Genomic DNA, 19,427 nt, shown 5'->3' with positions numbered 1-19,427 from the left:
CTGGCGGCTATGGCTTGCAGGTTGGAGGTACCCCGGGCAGTTGGCCAGGGGTGCAGTCGGGAAGGGCGGACGTTGTTGGTGAGCTGGAAGGAGACGTCGGCGGAGCCGACGGCGTGCTCGGTGCGGGGATGGGTACGGCGTAGACGACGGTCACTTCCGACCCCTTGGGGACAGTTCCCGTGGGGTTGACCTGGAGCACTGTCCCGGCCGCTTCGGTGCTCTGCTGCGGAATCACCCTGACCGATAGCCCCATCGTTTCCAGGGTTGACTGGACCTGGCGGTAATCCTTGCCGAGATACGCCGCGGAAATGATGTTCACCGTGGTGGGTGTGGGTGCCGGCGTGGGTGTGGTGATGCTGGGAGTGGGAGTGGGCGACGCAGAGGTTGTTGTCGGGCTGGCGCTGGTGGACGGCGGGCTGCTTGCCGCCGAACTGCTGGTTGCGTCCTTGGAAGGGAAAAGGATGCCCTGCTGCGTGAGGAAGAAGCCCACCAGAGCGAACAAGACCAGCAAAATCAGGGCAATGAGGGGCCAGGTCCAGGGACTGCGGCCGCGGCGCTCGGGCTCATCAGCAGGTTCCTCGTCGTATGTTTGCTCGTCCTGGACCCAGCTGCGCTCAGCAGCCAGCGCGTCCGCGCGCGACAGCGTACTCCCGGCACCGGTGCCGGCGGCGTTGGCAGGCGCAGCACCTGCAGCCAGACCGGCTGCCGCACCCGCAGCTCCGGCGCCGAGCACGGGCAAGGCGGAGGTCGCCGTCGTCGAACTGTCGTTCCGATCGCCGATAACGCCCGTGGGCGCTGTGGGAACATCCACCGGAGCAGTGATGGGACCGGTGGTCGCCTCGAAAAGGAGCATCCCAGGGACGGCGGCGTGGGCAGCGTCGATGTCGCCGTGACGGATGGCCTCGGCGGCCTCGGAAAGCTTGATGGCGTTGGCTGGACGGTTCTTGGGATCCTTGGAAAGCATGGACATCAGGAGCGCACGGACAGGCTTGGCAAGCGTATCCGGCAGCGGTGGCGGCGCGTCGTTGACCTGGGCCAGGGCAATGGCAATCTGGGACTCGCCCGAGAATGGCCGGCGACCGGTAAGGCACTCGTAGCCGATCACGCCCAGGGAGTAGATATCCGAAGATCCTGTGGCGGTTTGGCCGGTTGCCTGTTCCGGAGCGAGGTACTGGGCGGTGCCCATCACCTGTCCCGTCTGCGTGAGCGGGACCTGGTCAGCCAGGCGGGCTATGCCGAAGTCGGTGACCTTGACGCGGCCATCCGGCATGATCAGCAGGTTGCCCGGCTTGATGTCGCGATGTACCAGACCCTGGGCATGGGCGACCGACAGGGCGCGGGCTGTCTGGGCGATCATGGAGAGCGTACGGTCCGGCGACAGCACCTGCTCATGCTCAATGATGCTGCTCAGCGGCTGGCCGGGGACCAGTTCCATCACCAGGTACGCCGAACCTTCTTCCTCGCCATAGTCAAAGACATTGGCGATGCCCACGTGGTTCAGCAGCGCAGTGTGACGGGCCTCGGCGCGGAACCGCTGGAGGAAACCGGGATCGCCGGTGTATTCCTCTTTCAGCACCTTGATGGCGACGATCCTGCCCAGGATGAGGTCCTTGGCTTTCCAGACCTCTCCCATACCGCCGATCGCAATCCGCGTGGTCAGCTGGAATCTGCCGCCGAGGGTGATTCCCGTTGTAGGCCTCACTTATTCAACACCGCCTCAAAAATCTTCTTTGCGTTCGGACTGGTTAGCTTTGCGCCGGTGGTGATGTCCACGCCCTCCATGACGATGGTGACACCCACCTGCGGGTTGTTTGCCGGGGCGAACCCGGTGAACCACGAGTTATTCAGGCCGTTGCCCAGTTCTGCAGTGCCGGTCTTGCCGGCCACCTGGACACCAGGAACGGCTGCGCTGCGGGCGATTCCTTCTGTCACCACACTGGTCATCCATTCGGTTATCTGCCTGGCGATTTCCGGGGTGGTGGAGGTGCGGAGGGCCTTCGGATCGGGTTCGTCGATCACCCGGAGATCAGGGGAGCGTACCGTCTTGACCAGGTTGGGGCTCATCTGGACGCCGCCGTTGGCGATGGCCGCCGTCATAAGGGCAATCTGCAGAGGCGTGGCGCGGACGTCCCGCTGGCCGATGGCCGACTGGGCCAGGCCCGCCGCGTCCAGGTCTGTGGGGAACACGCTCGTGGCATAGCCCAGGCGCAGCTGGTCGCCCATGCCCTGGTCGAAGCCAAACTTTTTGGCCTGATCTGCAATGGCCTCCTGGCCGAGATCGCGGGCAATGGTGGCGAACGGTGTGTTGCAGGACTGCTGCAGCGCGAACGCGAAGGTAGCCGTACTCCGGGTATAGCAGTTGCCGCCGGCATAGTTGGGGAGCTTGTACTGGATCCCGGGGAATGACATTTCCGCCGGATTGTCCAGCACACTGTCCTTGTTGTACTTGCCGGAGTTCAGCGCCGCGGCGGTGTCCACGAGTTTGAATACGGAGCCGGGCGCGAGCAGCTCCCCGCTGGGGCCGCTCACGTTCTGGTTCAGGTTGATGCCGGGGATCTTATTCAGCTCGGAATAGTTGGCGGCTTCCGCGGCGGTGTCCTGGGTGGCGATGAGGTTGGGGTTGTAGGACGGCTTGGACACCATGGCCAGGATGGCGCCGGTCTTGGGGTTGGTGACCACAATCGAGCCGCGCTGGCCGTCCGGGATGAGGTCGTAGGCCAACTTCTGGAGTTCGGGATCGATGGTGAGTTCCACCGACGCGCCCTTGGGCTGGTTGCCCAGGAACAGCTGGCCGACGCGGTCAAGGAACAGCTGGTCCGAACTGCCCGCAAGCTGTTCATTCATGGTCTGTTCCAGCCCGGTGGCACCGAAGCTCTGGGAGAAGTAGCCCGTAATCCCGGCGTAGAGCTCGGGCTGCGTGTACGTCCTCTGGAACTTGCACTGTTCCGAACCTTCGACCGACTCGGCCACGGGCGCGCCGCCCACGATGATGGCTCCGCGGTCGTTGCAGTAATCCTGCAGCATGGCGCGCTTGTTCCATGCGTTGGCTTTGAGGTCGTCGGCGCCTACTACCTGGACGTAGCTGAGCGCACCGAAGATCAGCGCGAACATGGCGATCGCTGCGACCCATGAATTTCTGATGGCCTGGTTCACAGGTGCTTCACCGCCTCGGTAGGTGTGTCAATGCCGTTGGCTTCTACCCCGGCGGCAGGCGGCAACGGCGTGGTGTCCACGGGCCCGCGGGCCGCGTGCGAAATCATCAGCAGCAGGCCCACGATGATCCAGTTTGCCAGCAGGGATGAACCACCGGCCGCCAGGAACGGCGTTGTCAGTCCGGTCAGGGGAATAAGCCGGGTGACGCCACCGATGACCACAAAACACTGCAGGGCGATGGCGAAGGACAGGCCGCAGGCCAGGAGCTTGCCGAAGGCATCCCGTGTGCCCAGGGCGGCCCTGAAGCCGCGGGTGAACAGCAGCAGGAACATCATGACGATGGCAAACAGACCGACCAGCCCCAGCTCTTCGCCGAACGAGGCAATGATCATGTCGCTGTTGGAGAAAGGCACAAGGTTGGGGCGGCCCTGGCCCAGGCCGGTGCCCACGAGGCCACCGTTGGCCATGCCGAACAGCCCCTCCACTATCTGGAAGCTGCCGCCGTACTGGCGCCCATAGACCTCGTCCGTGAAGGCATTCAGCCAACCGTCGATGCGCAGTCCCACGTGGGAGAACACCCTGGAGGCAACGAAGCCACCCCCCAGGAGGAGGCCCACACCGATCACCACCCAGCTGATGCGGCTGGTTGCCACGTAGATCATCACGATGAAGAGGCCAAAGAACAGGACCGAAGAACCGAGGTCCCGCTGGAAGATCAGCACGCCGATGCTGACCAGCCACGCGGTAATCATGGGGCCCATGTCCTTGAACCGGGGGAACTGCAGCGGACCGATCTTCCGTCCTGCCAGCAGGATGAGGTCCCGGTTGGAGGACAGATACCCGGCAAAGAAAATCGCCAGAGTGATCTTGGCGACTTCGCCCGGCTGGAACGTCATGGGCCCCAACTGGATCCACACTTTCGCGCCGAGGATTTCGCCGGCGGAGATTCCGGGGATCAGCGGCAATACAAGCAGGAGTGCGCTGGCTGCGAGGGAGATGTAGGTGAAGCGGCGGAGTATCCGGTGGTCCTTCAGGAACCAGATCACGGCGATGGCCACTGCCATGGCGATCACAGTCCACCGCAGCTGGTTGTTCCCGGTGTCATCCCCGGGCGCATCCAATCGGTGGATCATGGCCAGCCCCAAGCCGTTCAGGGCGACCACGAGCGGAAGTATTACCGGATCGGCGTACTTCGCGCGGATACGCAGCACCGCGTGGAATGCGAGGGACGCGGCTGCCAGCAGGCTCGACTGGAACCAGAAGTCCGCGTCAAAGGCCTTCTCCTGGTCCACTCCCACCAGCATGTTGGCGCCGATATCCACAGCCAGGGCAAGCAGCAGCAGCACCAGCTCAATGTTCCGCCGTGGTTTGGGTATGGTGCTGAGCTGGCTCATGGGCGCGCCTCGCAGGTGACGGAAGTGGGACTTGGTGAGGGGATGGGGGCTGCCGGCGGCGCAGCCGGGTCAACCGGTGCCGGCGAGGGGGCCGGGTCCACCGGTGCCGGCGCAGGCGCCGGTGTAGCTGTGGCCGTTGTCGCGCCAGGGGTTGGAGAAGGCGTCAGGCACTCGTCCGCCGGGGACGTCGTACCCGTGCGCTCCAGGTTCTTAACGATCCGCTGGGCGTCGTAAAGGTCACGGGCCGGCACTGTCTGCCGGACACGCTGCTGGGAGAACTGGGGAAGTGAATCCATTCGGATTTCTGTCACGGCCTCCAGGCTTGAGAGCTGGATGGGGCCCAGGCGCTGGGAGACACCGTTGTAGATGGCAACCCGGGAATCGAATTCGCCCACGTAGTAGCGGGTCTGTGTCCAGGCGTAACCAAGCCAGAGGCCCACGGTGAGGACAACCAGCACGGACGCGGCGATGGACCAGGTGACCCAGCGGCGGGGCCTGGGCTCTCCCAGCGAGTCATCGGCGTCCGTGGGCGGCTGCTCGGCTTTGTGCGTGAGTACAGTGGCGGCCCGGCGGGCAACGGTGCGTCCGGCGATGGTGGGGATAGACCCTGACTCTGCTGCCGTGGCCGCCGCGCCCACCAGTTCGTGCGGACGTGAGGCCAGCTCCTGCCGCAGGACTTCGGCTGAAAGGTGCTCGCCCAGATGCGGATCGGTGGACGACGACGGTTCGTCAGCGCTGGTATCTGGCGTATTTGATGCTGGAGGAGCGGATCCATCGCCGGAAGACGGAGGGGCTTCGGGACGTGCTGGTTCGCCGTGGGCGGCTCCGGCGGCCGAACCCTTGGCCGGTGAATCCCCTTTCTGCACAGCAGGGGCCTCTTCGGCCGCTTCGGCGGGGTTTGTGGCCCCGGCCGGCGCTGCTGCAGCCGCCGGCTGCGCAGCGGCTCCCGCTGCGGGAGGTCCAGCCGCAGCCCCGGTAACCAGCGGGGATTGAACGAGGTCGACGGCGGCGGTATTGACGTCGTCGCGCGTTTCCTCCACGATCTCCAGCATCACCACGGTGACGTTGTCCGGAGAGCCGGCCTCCAGTGTCAGGTCAACAAGGGTTTCAACGCATTCGCGCAGGTCCTTCGTCTCACGGACTGTCCTCTCCACGACATGCCCGGCGACGTAGTTGAGTCCGTCCGAGCACAGCAGCCAACGTTCGCCGGGCTTGACGTCCAAGGCATCGAGGTCCAGTTCCGGGCTGGCATCAACGTCTCCGAGGACGCGCATCAGGACGTTTTTGTGCGGGTGGCTTTCGGCATCTTCGGGGCGGAGCCGGCCTTCATCGATGAGGCGCTGGACAAACGTGTGGTCCACGCTGACCTGCTCGAATACACCGTCGCGCAGGCGGTAGGCCCTGGAGTCACCAATGTGGGCAAAGTGCAGCTTGCCCTCGGCCAGCAGCAGGGCCGTGACGGTGGTGCCCATTCCGGCAAGCTTGGGGTTGATGTGCACCAGTTCGGACAGGAGCGAGTTGGCTGTCTGGATCTCATCGGCCAGGACAGTGGCGGCGTCGCCGTCGTAATCCCCGTGGTCAAGGTGGAGCATGTCCAGGACGGTGGCGGCAGAGGCCACGTCGCCGCCGGCGTGCCCACCCATGCCGTCAGCGACAACGGCCAGGTGGTGGCCCACGTAGGCAGAGTCGTCATTCTTGGCGCGGATGCGGCCCACATCGGAGCGCGCCGCATAGCGCATGATGAGAGGCCGCTCCACGGGCTTTGTCTCGTCTGCGGGAATTTCCGGGGCGGCCATGGCTATGGCCTCAATTCGATGACCGTCTTGCCGATTCTCACAGGAACGCCAAGCTCAACGGGCAGGGCCCGGGTAAGTTGCTGATCCGCCAGGTAGGTGCCATTCGTGGACCCCAGATCCTCGATGAACCAGCGGCTGCCCTGCGGGAAGAGCCTGGCGTGACGGCCGGAGGCATAATCGTCTTCCAGCACCAAGGTGGCTTCCTGGGCCCTGCCGAGCAGGATGGGGCTGGCTGCCAGCGGGATGGTGGTTCCTTTGAGGGGACCCTCCGTGACCACCAGTTGGTGGGCCTGCTGCTTCACGGGCTGTGGCGGTGCGGCCAGTTCAGGATTCTTGCGGACCTGGCGCGCCGTGGGAGTGCCGACGGCGGCCTTGCGGCCCACCATCAGATCCCGGCGCATGGCCGAAACGATGCTGAAGATAAGTACCCAGAGCAGAAGCAGGAAGCCAAAGCGCAGGGCGGTAATGGTCAGTTCGCTCATGGGCGGCCGCCAGTGTTGGCCGGAAGCAGGCGGAATATGATCTTTGTCCGTCCCATCGTGATGGTGGAGCCGTCAGTAAGTTCGGTGGATCCGGACACTTTGTGGCCGTTGACGTAGCTGCCGTTGGTGGAGCCCATGTCCACTGCGCTGGTCACGCCGTTTGCCGTGCGGATTTCGAGGTGGCGGCGTGATACGCCGGTATCGTCAACCAGGATGTCGGCCTCGGAGGACCGCCCAAGGACGATGGACGCGGCGTTGAGTGAGTACCGCTGGCCTTCGATGTCCAGAACGGGCTGCAGGCGGACGGGCTGGCGGCTGGGTGCGGCAGGCATATTGGGCAGCGGGGACGGCTTTCCGGGGGTACCCGTTGACTTCTCGGTGGAGGATTTGATCTCGAAGTCCCCGGCCCGCAGCTCTTCGGCCCGGCGGAATGAAATGCGTACGGAGCCCTGCAGGGTGTAACCCTGGCTGCGGACGTGGTTGATGACCACGTCACAGAGTTCCTCGGCCAGCGGTGTGCCCCAGTCCTGGGCCCTCTTGAAGTCGTCGTCGCTGAGATGAACGTCGAAGACATTGGGGGCCAGTGTGCGGCCAGCGGCGATGGTCAGTGCCTTGTTGTCCACTTCGCGACGGAGCCGGCTGGCGATCTCCACAGGCTCCACCTGTGCCTTCGAGCCAGTGGAGAAGACACCGCGGACGGCCTTTTCGATGCCGCGCTCGACCTTGTCCAGCAATCCCATGGTCCTTCTCCTCTCCCTCCGGCTCCGGGGCAGTTTTCGTTCCGGAACTCAATCAGCAACAGAGTCCACAGCACAGTGGCAAGCCTGCCGGCGGCAGGCACTACTACATCAGATACTACTGGGCAGGCCTGTGAAAGACCTTAATCAAGAACGGACGGGCGGCAGGAAAAGTTCAATCCGCGATGCCCGCGGACCGCATAATACCGGGCTTTTCCACGCTATCCCTCCAGCGTTCACCGGCTGCGGTCCGGGCCGCCCGGGCGGCGTGGACGGACGGTCCAAGGCTCAATTGGTGTTTTGCCGCCGGTGTCCGTTATGCTTGATCTCGCTGCTTTTACAGGGTTGCGGGTCCGGGAAACCGGCCGTAAATCATGGAAAAGAAGTTGCGCGCGAGTGGCGGAACGGCAGACGCGCTGGCTTCAGGTGCCAGTGTCCGAAAGGGCGTGGGGGTTCAAATCCCCCCTCGCGCACGCAATGTGAATCATAGGAACCCCGGTCTTCGGACTGGGGTTCCTTTGTCTTAACAGTCCGTATCCTGCGCTTAGCCGGAGTTGCGTGCGGAAGCTTTGATCCGGCGTCGTGAGTTGGCCAGATGGCTGCGCATGGCAGCCGCCGCGGAAGCTTCATCGCCGTCGGCGATGGCGGCGGAGATGGACCGGTGCTCGTGGACCACCTGGTCGAAGTGGTCACGGGCGTAATGCTCGACGCCGGTCATCAGGCGGGTGCGCGGCATAGCGATCATGGTCTGGCCCAGGGCAGCGAGGCAGTCGGAATAGAACGGGTTGCCTGAGGCAGCGGCGATGGCGCGGTGGAAATCGAAGTCGGACTTCATGGCGTGCGCCGGATGGTCCGCGCTGGCCGTGAATTCCTCCAGGGCTTTGTCCACCGCCCTGAGCTGGCGCTCGGTGTGGTTGCGTGCGGCCAAGGCGGCGGCTTCAGCCTCCACTCCCATCCGGAACTCCAGCAAATGGAGGCGGTCCTCCATGCTCACTAGGGGCCGGCTGCCGGGGGTTCCCTGCGGGCCGTCCGAGGGTGGCGTCAGCGCGAAGCTGCCGCGCCCGCGCTCGGTTTCCACAAGTCCCTCGGCCTGGAGGCGGGTAAGAGCGGACCTCACCACGGTTCGGCTCACGCCGAACTCGCCGATGAGCGTGTTTTCGCTGGGGAGTTTCTCCCCAGGCTGGATCACGCCGTCCACAATGCGCATGCGAAGATCGGCGGCGAGGTCCGCGGTCAGGTTCCGGCTCATGGCTTCAAGGTTACGCGCCGAATTCCACACTTTCGGTGGTCCAGGCGCGCGCCTGCTCGCTGAGGGATACGCCCAGGCCGGGACGGTCGGGAACGACCATCCGGCCGTTCTTGGTTTCGAGGCGTTCGTTGAACAGCGGATCCAGCCAGTCGAAGTGCTCAACCCAGGGCTCGCGCGGATAGGCGGCGGCGAGGTGGAGGTGGATTTCCATGGCGAAGTGCGGGGCCAGGCCCAGCCCGCGCTCGTCGGCCAGGGCGGCAAGGCGCAGGAACTGGGTGATGCCCCCGACGCGCGGGGCGTCCGGCTGGATGATGTCGCAGCCGTTGGCGTTGATCAGGCCTTTGTGCTCTGCCACGGAGGCCAGCATCTCGCCCGTGGCGATGGGGGTGTCCAGGACCTGCGCCAAGTGGGCATGTCCTTCAAAGTCGTAGGCGTCGAGGGGTTCCTCGATCCAGATGAGGTTGAACTCCTCCAACTGGCGGCCCATGCGCAGAGCCGTGGATCGGTCCCATTGCTGGTTGGCATCCACCATGAGGGGAACGTCCCAGCCGATGTGCTCGCGGATTCCGGCCACGCGGCGCAGGTCCTCCGCGGAATCGGGCAGGCCAACCTTGATCTTGATGCCGCCGATGCCTTCGTCCAGGAGGACGCTGGCGCGGGCTTTAACCTCGTCCAGGGAGGCGTTGAGGAAGCCGCCGGACGTGTTGTAAGTCCGCACCGAGTCGCGGTAGGAGCCCAGGAACTTGGCCAGCGGCAGGCCGGCGCGCTTGGCCTTGAGGTCATAGAGCGCGATATCGATCGCAGCCAGGGCCTGAGTGGCAACGCCTGAGCGCCCCACCGAGGCGCCAGCCCACAGCAGCTTCGTGTAGATCCTGCCGATGTCGTTGGGGTCCTCGCCGATGATGCCCTCGGCGACTTCCTTTGCGTGGGCGTACTGCGCCGGTCCGCCGGCCCGCTTGGAGTAGCTGAAGCCGATGCCGCTGTGGCCCAGTTCCGTGGTGATCTCGGCGAAGAGGAATACCACCTCCGTCATAGGCTTCTGCCGTCCGGTGAAGACCTTGGCATCGCTGATGGGGACGGCGAGGGGAAGTCTCGCCGTAGAGAGTTTTACGTGGCGGATGAAGTCTACGGTGCTCATGGGTGCTCCTCTAAGAAGGATGGCGGGCTATATCGCCCTCCTACTTAGAGTATAAGTACCAAACTTGTAACACAAGTCTGGAGATAAAGCTGCACCGCTTTCGCTATTCGGCCGAACCTGGGGAGCGCCTTTACGTTTGGTGGTGGTTTCGTTGGGGTTTTTGGCGGGGGTCCATGTGGGGTGGGGGGAGGTAGCAGGGGACACCTTTGTTGACTTGGATATGCCATTGACCCTTCTATAGTTGTCAAGCGCAGCATTGGCTCGGATTTGTCGCGTTGAGTGTTCGGTAGATCCGTTGGGCAAGGTAGCGTTTCAGGCTCCTGCGGATCTCTTTTTTGGTCCGTCCTCCTGCTAGTCGTTTCTCGACATATCGGATGGTCTCGGCGTCGAAAGTCATCCTGCTGAGGGCGATCAGGTGCAGGGCTCTGTTCAGGGTTCTGTCACCGCCCCGGTTGAGTCTGTGCCTGATGGTGTTGCCGGAAGATGCCGGGATCGGGTTGACTCCAGCCAGGGAAGTGAAGGCCGCTTCGGAGCGTATCCGTCCCTTGTGGGACCACGCGGTAAGGCAGATTGCGGCTGTGACCGGGCCGAAGCCGGTGTCCTGGAGTAATGGTGCCGCTTCGCTGATTTCGACTAGTTCGGTGATCTTAGAACTGTTGGTTTTGATGTCCGCGTCGAGGTCGCTGATTCGTTTGGCCAGCCGGACCGCTTCAGAGCGGGCAACGGACAGTGCCAGTGGTTCTTCCCGGTCACGCCACCGTGACACCTCGGCAATCTGGGATCCGGTCAAGGGTTTGCGCGTGTCTAGGCCAAGATCGTTGGCACGGAGCAGCGCGGTCAACGCGTTCACGGTCCTGGTACGTTCGGTGGTCATGGATTCCCGCCCGGTGACCAGAACCTGCAGGGCTGCGCGGACGCCTTCATTCAGCCGTGGCCGGCGCAGCTGCTGCTCATCCAGGGGCAGGACGGCCGCGGCGATCCGGTGCGCGTCCAACAGATCGGACTTGCCGACCCCGTGACGGGACCGGGCATCCATGCGCGCCGCTTCGGCAACCTCGTAACCGGCGCCGCCGACAGCACCGGCCAACAGTGCCCCGTAGGAGGCAGCGCCCTCGATCACCCACAAGGTGGCCAAGTCAGCGCCGGTGTGGCGCGCGACCCAGGCAATGGACCGGTTGATGCCTGCCCCGGTGGTGGGGAAGTCCCGGGTGGCGATCAGTTCACCGGTGCTTGCGTGGATGATGGCGTAGACATGGTTTTTGGCATGCGTGTCGACGCCAACGACAAACGGGTAGGAATGCGCAACGATAGTCATAGCGGTTCTGGCATCTTCCTCTATTCGCGGATGTGGTCATGGCCGTAAAGGGCCGGTACCAGTCCGGGTAGAGGTCACTTCGGAACAACACTGTGACGAGCCACGCCCCAAGGGGCGGACAACCTTCTGATCAAGTTACCGAGGTGGGCCGGGCGGTACCGGCCGCCCCACCCCACGGGCGGACAAGTCAATGGAAGAGCACCCGATGGGGCCAATTATTTGTTGAGTCACGACCACAGGGCGGAACGGCCAGCACCTACTCTGCCAGCCAGTCCCAGACCAGCCACCCCAATCCTCACAGTTCTTTGTGGATGAGGTGATGGGTGCAGAGGAGGGTGCCGTTGTCGGTACTGGTGGTTCCGCCGTGTGACCAGTAGGTGATGTGGTGGGCTTCGCACCAGGGTGCGGGGATGGTGCAGCCGGGGAAGGCGCAGCCTTGGTCGCGGGCGCTGATGGCTTTGCGGATGTGTGGCGGGAAGATCCGGGTGGTGCGGCCGATGTCCAGGATGCGTCCTTCGCTGCCGAGCAGGACGGGGATGATGTCGGCGTCGCAGGCGATTTTGCGGACCGTGGAGGCGGTGACGGGGCCGGTGAACGCGAATGACCCGGTGCCGGAGGTGTTGCCGTGTGCAGTGGTGCTGCCGTGGCCCGGGGTGGCCCCGGTTGTTCGGGAGTGGTAGCGGGGTCCTTCTGCTGCGGCGTGTTCGAGCCGGTCCAGGAGATCGCGGTAGTCGATGGTGACCATGACCTGGGGGCGGAGCCCTCCGGCTGCGGGGAGTGTTCCGGTGGCCAGTGCTGCTGTGCAGGCGCCGACGAGGCCGTCGAGGAGTTGTTGAGGCCGGGTCCGGTGGTCGAGGCCGGGTTCAGGGTCATTTTCGGTTTCGTCGGTGGCCTCGCCGCCGTGCGCGTCGCTTCCGGCGGTCTTGCCGGTGAGGGTTTTGTCTGTGGTTCGTGGCTGTGTGCGGGGGTTGGTGGCGGTGTTCATGACGGTCAGGAGGTATTCGAACTGGTCGGGTGTGGCGAAGATTTCCAGGTGGTTTTGTCCGCGGCGGGCTGGGCGGATGAAGGCGCCTTGGCGTTGGCGGAGTTCGTGGTCGGTGGGTTTGGTGCCGTCCTGGTCGATGGCCTCGGTCCAGCGGCGGGCGATGCGGGTGAGGAAGTCGGCGTCGTTTTCTGCGGCGGTGCGGGTCAGGGCGTGTTCCATCCGGGCTGTGGTGTCCTCGGTGGCGTGGTGCCGGACGCGGTCCAGGGCCAGGGTGATGATGGTCGCGGGGCGGGAAGCGACGGTCCCTGCGGCGAGGGCGGTGGCGAGTTCCGGGCGTTCGGCCGGCTGGGTGTGGCCGGTGATCCCGGGCCGGGGCAGCACCGCGGCAGCGAGACTGATCCGGCGGTGGGCTTCGGCGATACTGATCCGGAGCCGGGCACGCAGGAACTCGGCAGTATTCCGGCACCCGTCATCAGCCGGGGACGATGGAACAGATGCAGCAGACGCAGCAGATCGAACAGCCGCGGCGGTGAAGCCGGCCTCGCCAACTGTGACGGGATCGGCGGCGCCATGGGGCCAGTCGGCGTCGGTGTCAGCATGGGCTTCGGTGAGGGTTTCGGTGCCGTTATCCCACCCGATGATCCACGTCCGGCCGGAGCCAGTGCGGGCGGCTGCTGCGTCGGTAATAGCCTGGGTGCGGGTCCGGTCCACGGCACCGGCGCCGAGGATCTGCAGGTACTCCACGCACCGGGAGAGGTCCTCGGCCTGGCTGGCGTAATCGGCGGCTTCCGTGTAGTCGGTCAGGGCCAGGAAGTCCGGAGCGGCCGCTGCGGCCGCTTTCACGATGGCGATAGCCTCCGCGAGCCCGAGGGCCCCGCGGCGTCCGGAAGGGCTGCCTGTTCCGTCAACGGAGTACAGCGGGGGTCTAACCGAAGTTTCCAGTCGCCGTCGGATCTTTTGCTGGAAGCGCCCCCAATAGGCGACTCAGCCCGCGTGAGCAGAGCGGATTGACCGCCGTGTTCCGCCCGCTGAACCCGAAAAGCTTCCATGGGAATACTCTCTCAAGGGGGTCTGACATTTAAGGTTGGAGGTCTTTGGGGCCCGAAATCAGCTGGCGGTAGTGCGAAACCGAAGCGGACCGCGTCGGCCCGGAGCGGCGTCCTTGGGGAGCGCTCGAAGGCGCGCGGGGCGCGCTCAACCGGACGGCGCCGTCGGACACTAAAGCCCCTTCATTACTGGTCGATATCCCCGGTAGCAGGCGTGGCAGCTAGACAAGCCAGGCGACAACAAGCAGCGCGCCGATGCTCAGCACGGTGGTGCACAGGATGACATCCCGGGCCACGCTCATTCCGCGGCCGTAGGGGGTCGCAAAGAGGAAGACGTTCTGGGCGGTGGGCAGCGCCGCCATGATCACGCTGGCGAGGAGGTGCTGCCCGTCCAGCCCAAAGACGAAGCGGCCCAGGACCCACACAACAAGTGGCATCCCGGCGATTTTGAGGAACGTGGCCACGAGGGTTTCCACCCGGCCGTCGCCCTTCTGGAGCGGTGCACGGCCCGCGAGGGAGAGGCCGAAGGCCAGCAGCACCATGGGCACGGCACCTCCGGCCAGCATGTCGATGGGCTTTTGCAGCAGGTCCGGTGCGGTCCAGCCTGTGAGGGCGACGACGACCCCCAGTCCCGAGGCAATGATCATGGGACTGGCAAACGGCTGGAGCAGCACCCTTTTCCACGAGACTTTGGAGCCTGACGCCAGGCTAAGGACGGTGAGGTAGAACGGCGCCAGCACCAGGAGTTGGACCAGCAGCACTGGTGCCACGTGCTGCGCCGTCCCCACCGCGTAGAGGGACACCGGGATGCCGATGTTGTTGGCGTTGGCGTAGCTGCTGGCCATGGCCCCGACGGCGGTCTCAGCCACCGGACGCCGGAAGAACAGGAAACTGGCCAGGCAATAGAGAAGCCCCACTATCGCTGCCGAGAGCAGCGCGAGCGGGGCATCGGTTCCCAGGGCGGCGCGGATGTCGCTTCCGGCCACGACCGTAAACAGCAGCGCCGGGTTGGTGATGTAGAAGGCCGTCCGGGTCAGGGCGCCCTGGACTTCCGGCCCCAGGATCCGCAGCCGGGCGGCGAATTAGCCCACGGCAATGACAGCGGAGACGATCAGTATTCCGGAGACAACGCCGCCCAAAGTGCGCCCTTCAATTTAACTGTTGGGGCTCCGCACGGCCGGCTCCCGTTGCGAAAGGAGGGCCGGCCGTGCGGAAACTGGTTGGTCGCCCTTAGCGGACCAGGCAGGGCCGCTTCGGGTCGAAGGTCCAGCCGTCGATGTAGTACTGCATGCCGATGCTGTCGTCCCGGGCGTCCAGTCCGTGTTCCAGGTAGAGCTGGTGCGCCTTGTCCAGTGCGTCCCGGTCCAGTTCGATGCCCAGGCCCGGAGCGTCCGGAACTTCGATGGCGCCGTCGCGGATCTGCAGCGGGTTCTTGGTCAGCCCCTGCCCGTCCTGCCAGATCCAGTGCGTGTCCAGGGCGGTGATTTCGCCCGGGGCAGCCGCGCCGGTGTGCGTGAACATGGCCAGCGAGATGTCGAAGTGGTTGTTCGAGTGCGAGCCCCAGGTCAGTCCGAACTCGTGGCACATTTGAGCCACCCGGACCGAACCGTGCATGGTCCAGAAGTGGGGGTCCGCCAGGGGGATGTCCACGGCGTTGCTGCGGATGGCGTGGGACATTTCCCGCCAATCCGTGGCGATCATGTTGGTGGCGGTCTTCAGCCCGGTGGCGCGGCGGAACTCAGCCATGACCTCGCGGCCGGAGAAGCGGCCTTCCGCACCACACGGATCTTCGGCATACGCCACTACGCCCTGCATCCGCTTGCCCAGGCGGATGGCGTCCTTCAGGAGCCAGCCGCCGTTCGGGTCAAGGGTCACGCGTGCCTCGGGGAAACGCTCGGCGAGGGCCGTGACCACGTCAACCTCGTCGTCTCCGGACAGCACGCCGCCCTTGAGCTTGAAGTCGCTGAAGCCATAACGTTCCTGCGCTGCCTCGGCCAGTGCCACCACCGCCTCCGGGGTCATGGCCTCCTGCCGGCGCAGCTTCTCCCAGCGGTCCGACGGCGCGTCCTCGACGATGTACGGCAGGTCAGTCCGCTGGTGGTCACCGATAAAGAAGAGGTAACCCAGCATCGGCACCGACGTGCGCTGCTGCCCGTCACCGAGCAGCTCCGCGACAGGGACGCCGAGGAACTGCCCGTGCAGGTCCAGCAGGGCAGATTCGACCGCGGTGACGGCGTGGACGGTGGTGCGCAGGTCGAACGTCTGCAGGCCCCGGCCGCCGGCGTCGCGGTCGGCGAATTCCGCTGCGATCTCCCGCAGCAGGGACCGGTAGCGGGCCACCGGCTTGCCGTTGATGAGGGCTCCGGCCTCCTCGATGGTGGTCCGGATCTTTTCGCCGCCGGGCACCTCGCCCAGGCCGGTCCGGCCGTCAGAATCGGTCACGATGACAACGTTCCGGGTGAAGAACGGCCCGTGGGCGCCGCTGAGGTTCATCAGCATGCTGTCGTGGCCGGCGACCGGCACAACCTCCACGCGGGTAATGGTGGGCTGGTTGCTCATGCGTTGACCTCTACGTCTGCAGCGAGGACGGAGCCGTCGATTCGGCGGTTCAGGTGCCACGGGTTGCTGTCCTGCAGGGGGACGGGCAGGAGTTGCTGGGGCAGGTTCTGGTACGCGACGGGCCGGAGGAAGCGGTTGATGGCGAGGGTGCCGACGGAGGTGGTGCGGGTGTCGGAGGTTGCTGGGAAGGGACCGCCGTGGACCATGGCGTGGCCTACTTCGACGCCGGTGGGCCAGCCGTTGACGATGATGCGACCGACTTTCTGCTCCAGGGCAGGGATCAGGGCTGCCGCCGTCGGATAGTCCTCCGCGGTGAGCTGGAGGGAGGCGGTGAGCTGTCCTTCGAGACGGTGGATCGCCTCGAGGAGTTCTTCGGTGGTGGTGTAGCGGATGACCAGGCTGGCGGCGCCGAAGATTTCGGCGTGCAGCACGTGGTTGGAGACGAACTCGTTGATGTTCGTTCCGAAGATGGCCGGGGCGGGTGCGTTTTCGGTGGGTCCGGCGGTGCCGCGGCCGACGACGTCGACGCCTGCAGCGGCGCCGAGTGCCTCGGCCCCTGAGTTCCACGAGCCGGCGATGCCTTCGGTGAGCATCGTCTGTCCGGCGCAGGCTGATACGGCGCGGCCGACGGCGGCAGCCAGTTTGTCGCCTGCCTCACCTGTGGGGGCGAACAGCAGCCCGGGGGAGGTGCAGAGCTGGCCGGAGCTGCCGGTGACGGCGGTGACGTATTGCTGGGCCAGGGCGTCCACGTCGCCCTTGAGTGCGCCGGGGAAGACGAAGACGGGGTTCAGGGAGGACATTTCGGCATAAACCGGGATGGGCTCGGGCCGTGCGGCGGCGGTGCGCATCAGGGCGATGCCGGCGCTCTGGGAGCCGGTGAAGCCCACTGCCTTGACGGCGGGGTCGGCCACGAGTGCCTGGCCGATACTGGCGCCGGGGCCGTAGACCAGGGAGAAGACGCCGGGGTGCAGGCCGAAGTCGTTGACGGCTTTGACGACGGCCTGGCCGACGAGTTCGCTGGTGCCGGGGTGGGCGTTGTGGGCCTTGAAGATGACGGGGCAGCCGGCGGCGAGGGCGGAGGCGGTGTCTCCTCCCGCCGTCGAGAAGGCCAGCGGGAAGTTGCTGGCGCCGAATACGGCCACGGGGCCCAGCGGGATCTGGCGCTGGCGGATATCAGCGCGCGGCAGCGGAGTGCGGTCCGGGATGGCCGGGTCGATCCGGACGCCGCGGAAGTCGCCTTGGCGCACAACGGCGGCGAAGAGCCGCAACTGGCCGGTGGTGCGGGCGCGTTCGCCCTGCAGGCGCGCGGCGGGGAGGCCGGTTTCCTGGCCGGCGCGGATGATGAGTTCGTCGCCGATGGCTTCGATGTTCTCAGCGATGGCTTCCAGGAAACCTGCGTGGGTGTCCGGGTCCAGGGTGCTGAAGGATGGGTAGGCCTGCGCGGCAGCGGAGGTCGCCGTCGTCAATTGTTCTTCGGTGATCAGCGAATAGGGCGGATCGAGCTGTTCGTTGGTGGCGGGGTTGAAGCCGAAAGCGGTCTTGCCGCCGCCGTGGACGGGCTGTCCGGCGATCAGGGAATGTCCGGTGAGTGTCACAGGGGTTCCTCCTAGGAAACGGTGGATCAGGAGACGGTGGCGATGAGGGCTTTGAGGTCCGCGAGGTCCTGGGGTGCCAGGTTCTGCAGCGGAGGGCGGACGCCGCCGGCGGAGCGGCCGATGGCGTCCAGGCCGCCCTTGACGATCGAGACCGAGTAGCCCTTGACCCGGTCACGGATGTCCAGGTATGGAATGACAAAATCGTTCAGCTTCTTGTTGACGGCGACTCGGTCCTGGTTCCGAACGTCCTGGTAGAAGTCCAGGGCGAATTGCGGGACGAAGTTGTACATGGCACTTGAGTACGTGCTCATGCCCAGCTGGAGCAGCGGAAGCGCGAAGGTTTCGGCGGTCGGGAGGCCTCCGAGGTAGAAGAGGCGGTCGCCGAGCTTCGCATAGACGCGGGCGTCGTGTTCGAGGTCGCCCACGCCGTCCTTGAAGCCGATCAGGTTTTCGTGGCGGTCGGCCAGCGTGGCAACCGTGGTGTCCTTGTAGATGGCGTTGGCGCGGTTGTAGATGATGACGCCCAGCGAAGTGGAGCGGCAGATGGCGCTGACATGGTCCGTCAGGCCGCCCTGGTCGGCCTCTGTCAGGTAGGGCGGGAGGAGCAGGATTCCGTCAGCGCCGGCCGCTTCGGCCGCCTTGGCGTTCTCGATGGCTTGGGCAGTGGATCCGCCGGCGGATGCCAGCACCGGCACCTGGTTGCCTACCTCATCGACGGCAGTGCGGACCACGCGCTCGGATTCCGACGGCGTGAGGGAGAACCCTTCGCCTGTTCCGCCGGCTGCGAACAGGCCGGCCACGGGGAAGCTGGCCTGCCAGGCGAGGTGTTTGCGGTAGTTTTCCTCGTCGAACTGCAGCTCGGCATCGAACGATGTCACCGGGAAGGATAGCAGGCCTTCCTTGAGGGTGTCGGCCAGTTCCTGCGGGGTGTACTTTGCCACAATGTTGTCCTCTGTGTGAATGCCGCTGGCGGCGGGGATGTTGGTTCGTGTCCAGAGTAGGCAACCCACGTGATGCCTGTCTAAGTGCCTTTTCGTATTGATTGATACCCAAACCGCATCGCCGCGCCACGCCCTCCGGACGTCCCCGCTACTCCGTTCTGAACTCGAGGTCCTGGAGGAGGCGCCGCAGTGCCGGGTTGGCCACCTTGCGGTTCCAGATGGCATGCAGCTCCACCGGGTCTTCACTGTCGCTGCCGCTCAGCGGCAGGAAGTCGACGCCCTTGATGGCCAGCAGTGTGGCCGAGTGCGGAACGAAGGCCACCCCCCGCCTGGCTGCCACGAGGGAGACCATGGTGAGGATCTGGCTGACCGTGTGGACAACATTCCCATGCCGGATGTCGTGCATGCGGACCACCAGGTCGTAGAAATAGGCCGCCTTCGTGGGCGAGTGCATAATGAGCGGTTCGTCCCGGAGGTCGGCGTCCTCCACGGGGCGCCTGAGGTCTGTGAGCCGGTGTCCGGAGGGGACGGCCAACACCATGGACTCGCGGTACAGCAGATGTGAATCAAAGACTTCCCGGTCGAAGGGTGGCCGGGCCAGGCCCATGTCGAGTTCACCCGTCAGCAGGCCTTGGATCTGTTCTCCCGTCACGAGTTCCTGGAGGTCGATGTCCACCTGCGGGAGAATGGCCGCGATCTCTTCCAGGAGTGGGCCCAGGATGCTGAATCCGCTGGCTGCCGTGAAGCCGACCCGGAGGACACCAGAGCGTCCGGTGGCGATTCTGCGTGCGGTAACCGGCGCGCGGTTAGCCAGGGCCACGAGCCTTTTGGCCTCGTCCAGGAACGCGTTCCCGGCCGGAGTCAGCTGAACTTTGCGGTTGTCGCGTTCCAGCAGTTCCGTGCCGATGCTCTTCTCCAGTTTCTGGATCTGGCGGCTCAGCGGCGGCTGCGTCATATTCAGTCTTTCCGCTGCCCGTCCGAAGTGGAGTTCTTCCGCCACGGCAATGAATCCGGCCAGTTGGTCAAAAGTAAACATG

General features: G+C 65.2%; 15 protein-coding genes and 1 tRNA gene. 1 reads left to right on the top strand and 15 read right to left on the bottom strand.

Annotated elements, in window-relative coordinates; genetic code table 11:
- Positions 1 to 7 precede the first annotated feature (7 nt).
- The 6 genes from QFZ30_RS20485 to QFZ30_RS20460 are packed head-to-tail and all read right to left on the bottom strand — an operon-like array spanning position 8 to position 7,565.
- A complete protein-coding gene (locus QFZ30_RS20485; protein ID WP_307079432.1) occupies positions 8 to 1,702 on the bottom strand; it encodes a protein kinase domain-containing protein in 1,695 nt (564 codons plus the stop codon).
- Positions 1,699 to 3,153 (bottom strand): peptidoglycan D,D-transpeptidase FtsI family protein, encoded by a 1,455-nt coding sequence (locus QFZ30_RS20480; RefSeq protein ID WP_307079430.1) that lies wholly within the window; start codon positions 3,151 to 3,153, stop codon positions 1,699 to 1,701. Before QFZ30_RS20480 ends, QFZ30_RS20485 begins: the two co-directional genes overlap by 4 nt.
- Positions 3,150 to 4,547, bottom strand: a complete 1,398-nt coding sequence (locus QFZ30_RS20475; RefSeq protein ID WP_307079428.1) for an FtsW/RodA/SpoVE family cell cycle protein — start codon at positions 4,545 to 4,547, stop codon at positions 3,150 to 3,152. The genes QFZ30_RS20480 and QFZ30_RS20475 overlap by 4 nt, the downstream gene beginning before the upstream one ends.
- Positions 4,544 to 6,343, bottom strand: a complete 1,800-nt coding sequence (locus tag QFZ30_RS20470) for a PP2C family protein-serine/threonine phosphatase (protein WP_307079426.1) — start codon at positions 6,341 to 6,343, stop codon at positions 4,544 to 4,546. The genes QFZ30_RS20475 and QFZ30_RS20470 overlap by 4 nt, the downstream gene beginning before the upstream one ends.
- Before the next feature lie 2 nt (positions 6,344 to 6,345).
- Positions 6,346 to 6,825: an FHA domain-containing protein FhaB/FipA gene (locus QFZ30_RS20465; RefSeq protein WP_307079424.1), complete on the bottom strand. Its 480-nt coding sequence runs from the start codon at positions 6,823 to 6,825 to the stop codon at positions 6,346 to 6,348.
- Entirely contained in the window at positions 6,822 to 7,565 is a 744-nt protein-coding gene (locus QFZ30_RS20460; RefSeq protein WP_307079422.1) for an FhaA domain-containing protein, read from the bottom strand. The genes QFZ30_RS20465 and QFZ30_RS20460 overlap by 4 nt, the downstream gene beginning before the upstream one ends.
- A gap of 387 nt (positions 7,566 to 7,952) precedes the next feature.
- Here QFZ30_RS20460 and QFZ30_RS20455 point away from each other — a divergent pair.
- A tRNA-Leu gene (locus tag QFZ30_RS20455) sits at positions 7,953 to 8,035 on the top strand.
- 71 nt (positions 8,036 to 8,106) lie between these two features.
- Here the strand turns inward: QFZ30_RS20455 and QFZ30_RS20450 are convergent.
- From QFZ30_RS20450 to QFZ30_RS20410, 9 genes are all read right to left on the bottom strand, one after another.
- A complete protein-coding gene (locus QFZ30_RS20450) occupies positions 8,107 to 8,811 on the bottom strand; it encodes a FadR/GntR family transcriptional regulator (RefSeq protein ID WP_307079420.1) in 705 nt (234 codons plus the stop codon).
- Between the two features lie 10 nt (positions 8,812 to 8,821).
- Complete coding sequence (locus QFZ30_RS20445) at positions 8,822 to 9,949, bottom strand: L-talarate/galactarate dehydratase (protein ID WP_307079418.1); 1,128 nt, start codon at positions 9,947 to 9,949, stop codon at positions 8,822 to 8,824.
- Between the two features lie 244 nt (positions 9,950 to 10,193).
- Positions 10,194 to 11,264, bottom strand: a complete 1,071-nt coding sequence (locus QFZ30_RS20440) for an IS110 family transposase (RefSeq protein ID WP_307079417.1) — start codon at positions 11,262 to 11,264, stop codon at positions 10,194 to 10,196.
- 295 nt (positions 11,265 to 11,559) lie between these two features.
- A complete protein-coding gene (locus QFZ30_RS20435) occupies positions 11,560 to 13,092 on the bottom strand; it encodes an HNH endonuclease signature motif containing protein (protein WP_307079415.1) in 1,533 nt (510 codons plus the stop codon).
- A gap of 424 nt (positions 13,093 to 13,516) precedes the next feature.
- On the bottom strand, positions 13,517 to 14,332 hold the full coding sequence (locus tag QFZ30_RS20430) for an AEC family transporter (protein ID WP_373462903.1): 816 nt from the start codon (positions 14,330 to 14,332) through the stop codon (positions 13,517 to 13,519).
- Between the two features lie 193 nt (positions 14,333 to 14,525).
- Positions 14,526 to 15,854: an enolase C-terminal domain-like protein gene (locus QFZ30_RS20425; protein WP_307079411.1), complete on the bottom strand. Its 1,329-nt coding sequence runs from the start codon at positions 15,852 to 15,854 to the stop codon at positions 14,526 to 14,528.
- Complete coding sequence (locus tag QFZ30_RS20420; protein WP_307079409.1) at positions 15,851 to 17,449, bottom strand: aldehyde dehydrogenase (NADP(+)); 1,599 nt, start codon at positions 17,447 to 17,449, stop codon at positions 15,851 to 15,853. Before QFZ30_RS20420 ends, QFZ30_RS20425 begins: the two co-directional genes overlap by 4 nt.
- A 26-nt stretch (positions 17,450 to 17,475) precedes the next feature.
- Entirely contained in the window at positions 17,476 to 18,390 is a 915-nt protein-coding gene (gene kdgD, locus QFZ30_RS20415; protein ID WP_307079407.1) for a 5-dehydro-4-deoxyglucarate dehydratase, read from the bottom strand.
- A gap of 148 nt (positions 18,391 to 18,538) precedes the next feature.
- A complete protein-coding gene (locus QFZ30_RS20410) occupies positions 18,539 to 19,426 on the bottom strand; it encodes a LysR substrate-binding domain-containing protein (RefSeq protein WP_307079406.1) in 888 nt (295 codons plus the stop codon).
- Position 19,427 lies beyond the last annotated feature (1 nt).

Origin of the sequence: Arthrobacter pascens (assembly GCF_030815585.1) — a bacterium.
GTDB lineage: Bacteria > Actinomycetota > Actinomycetes > Actinomycetales > Micrococcaceae > Arthrobacter > Arthrobacter pascens_A.
The sequence above is the reverse complement of the archived record's forward strand: the minus strand, read 5'-3'. Positions and strand labels throughout refer to the sequence as shown.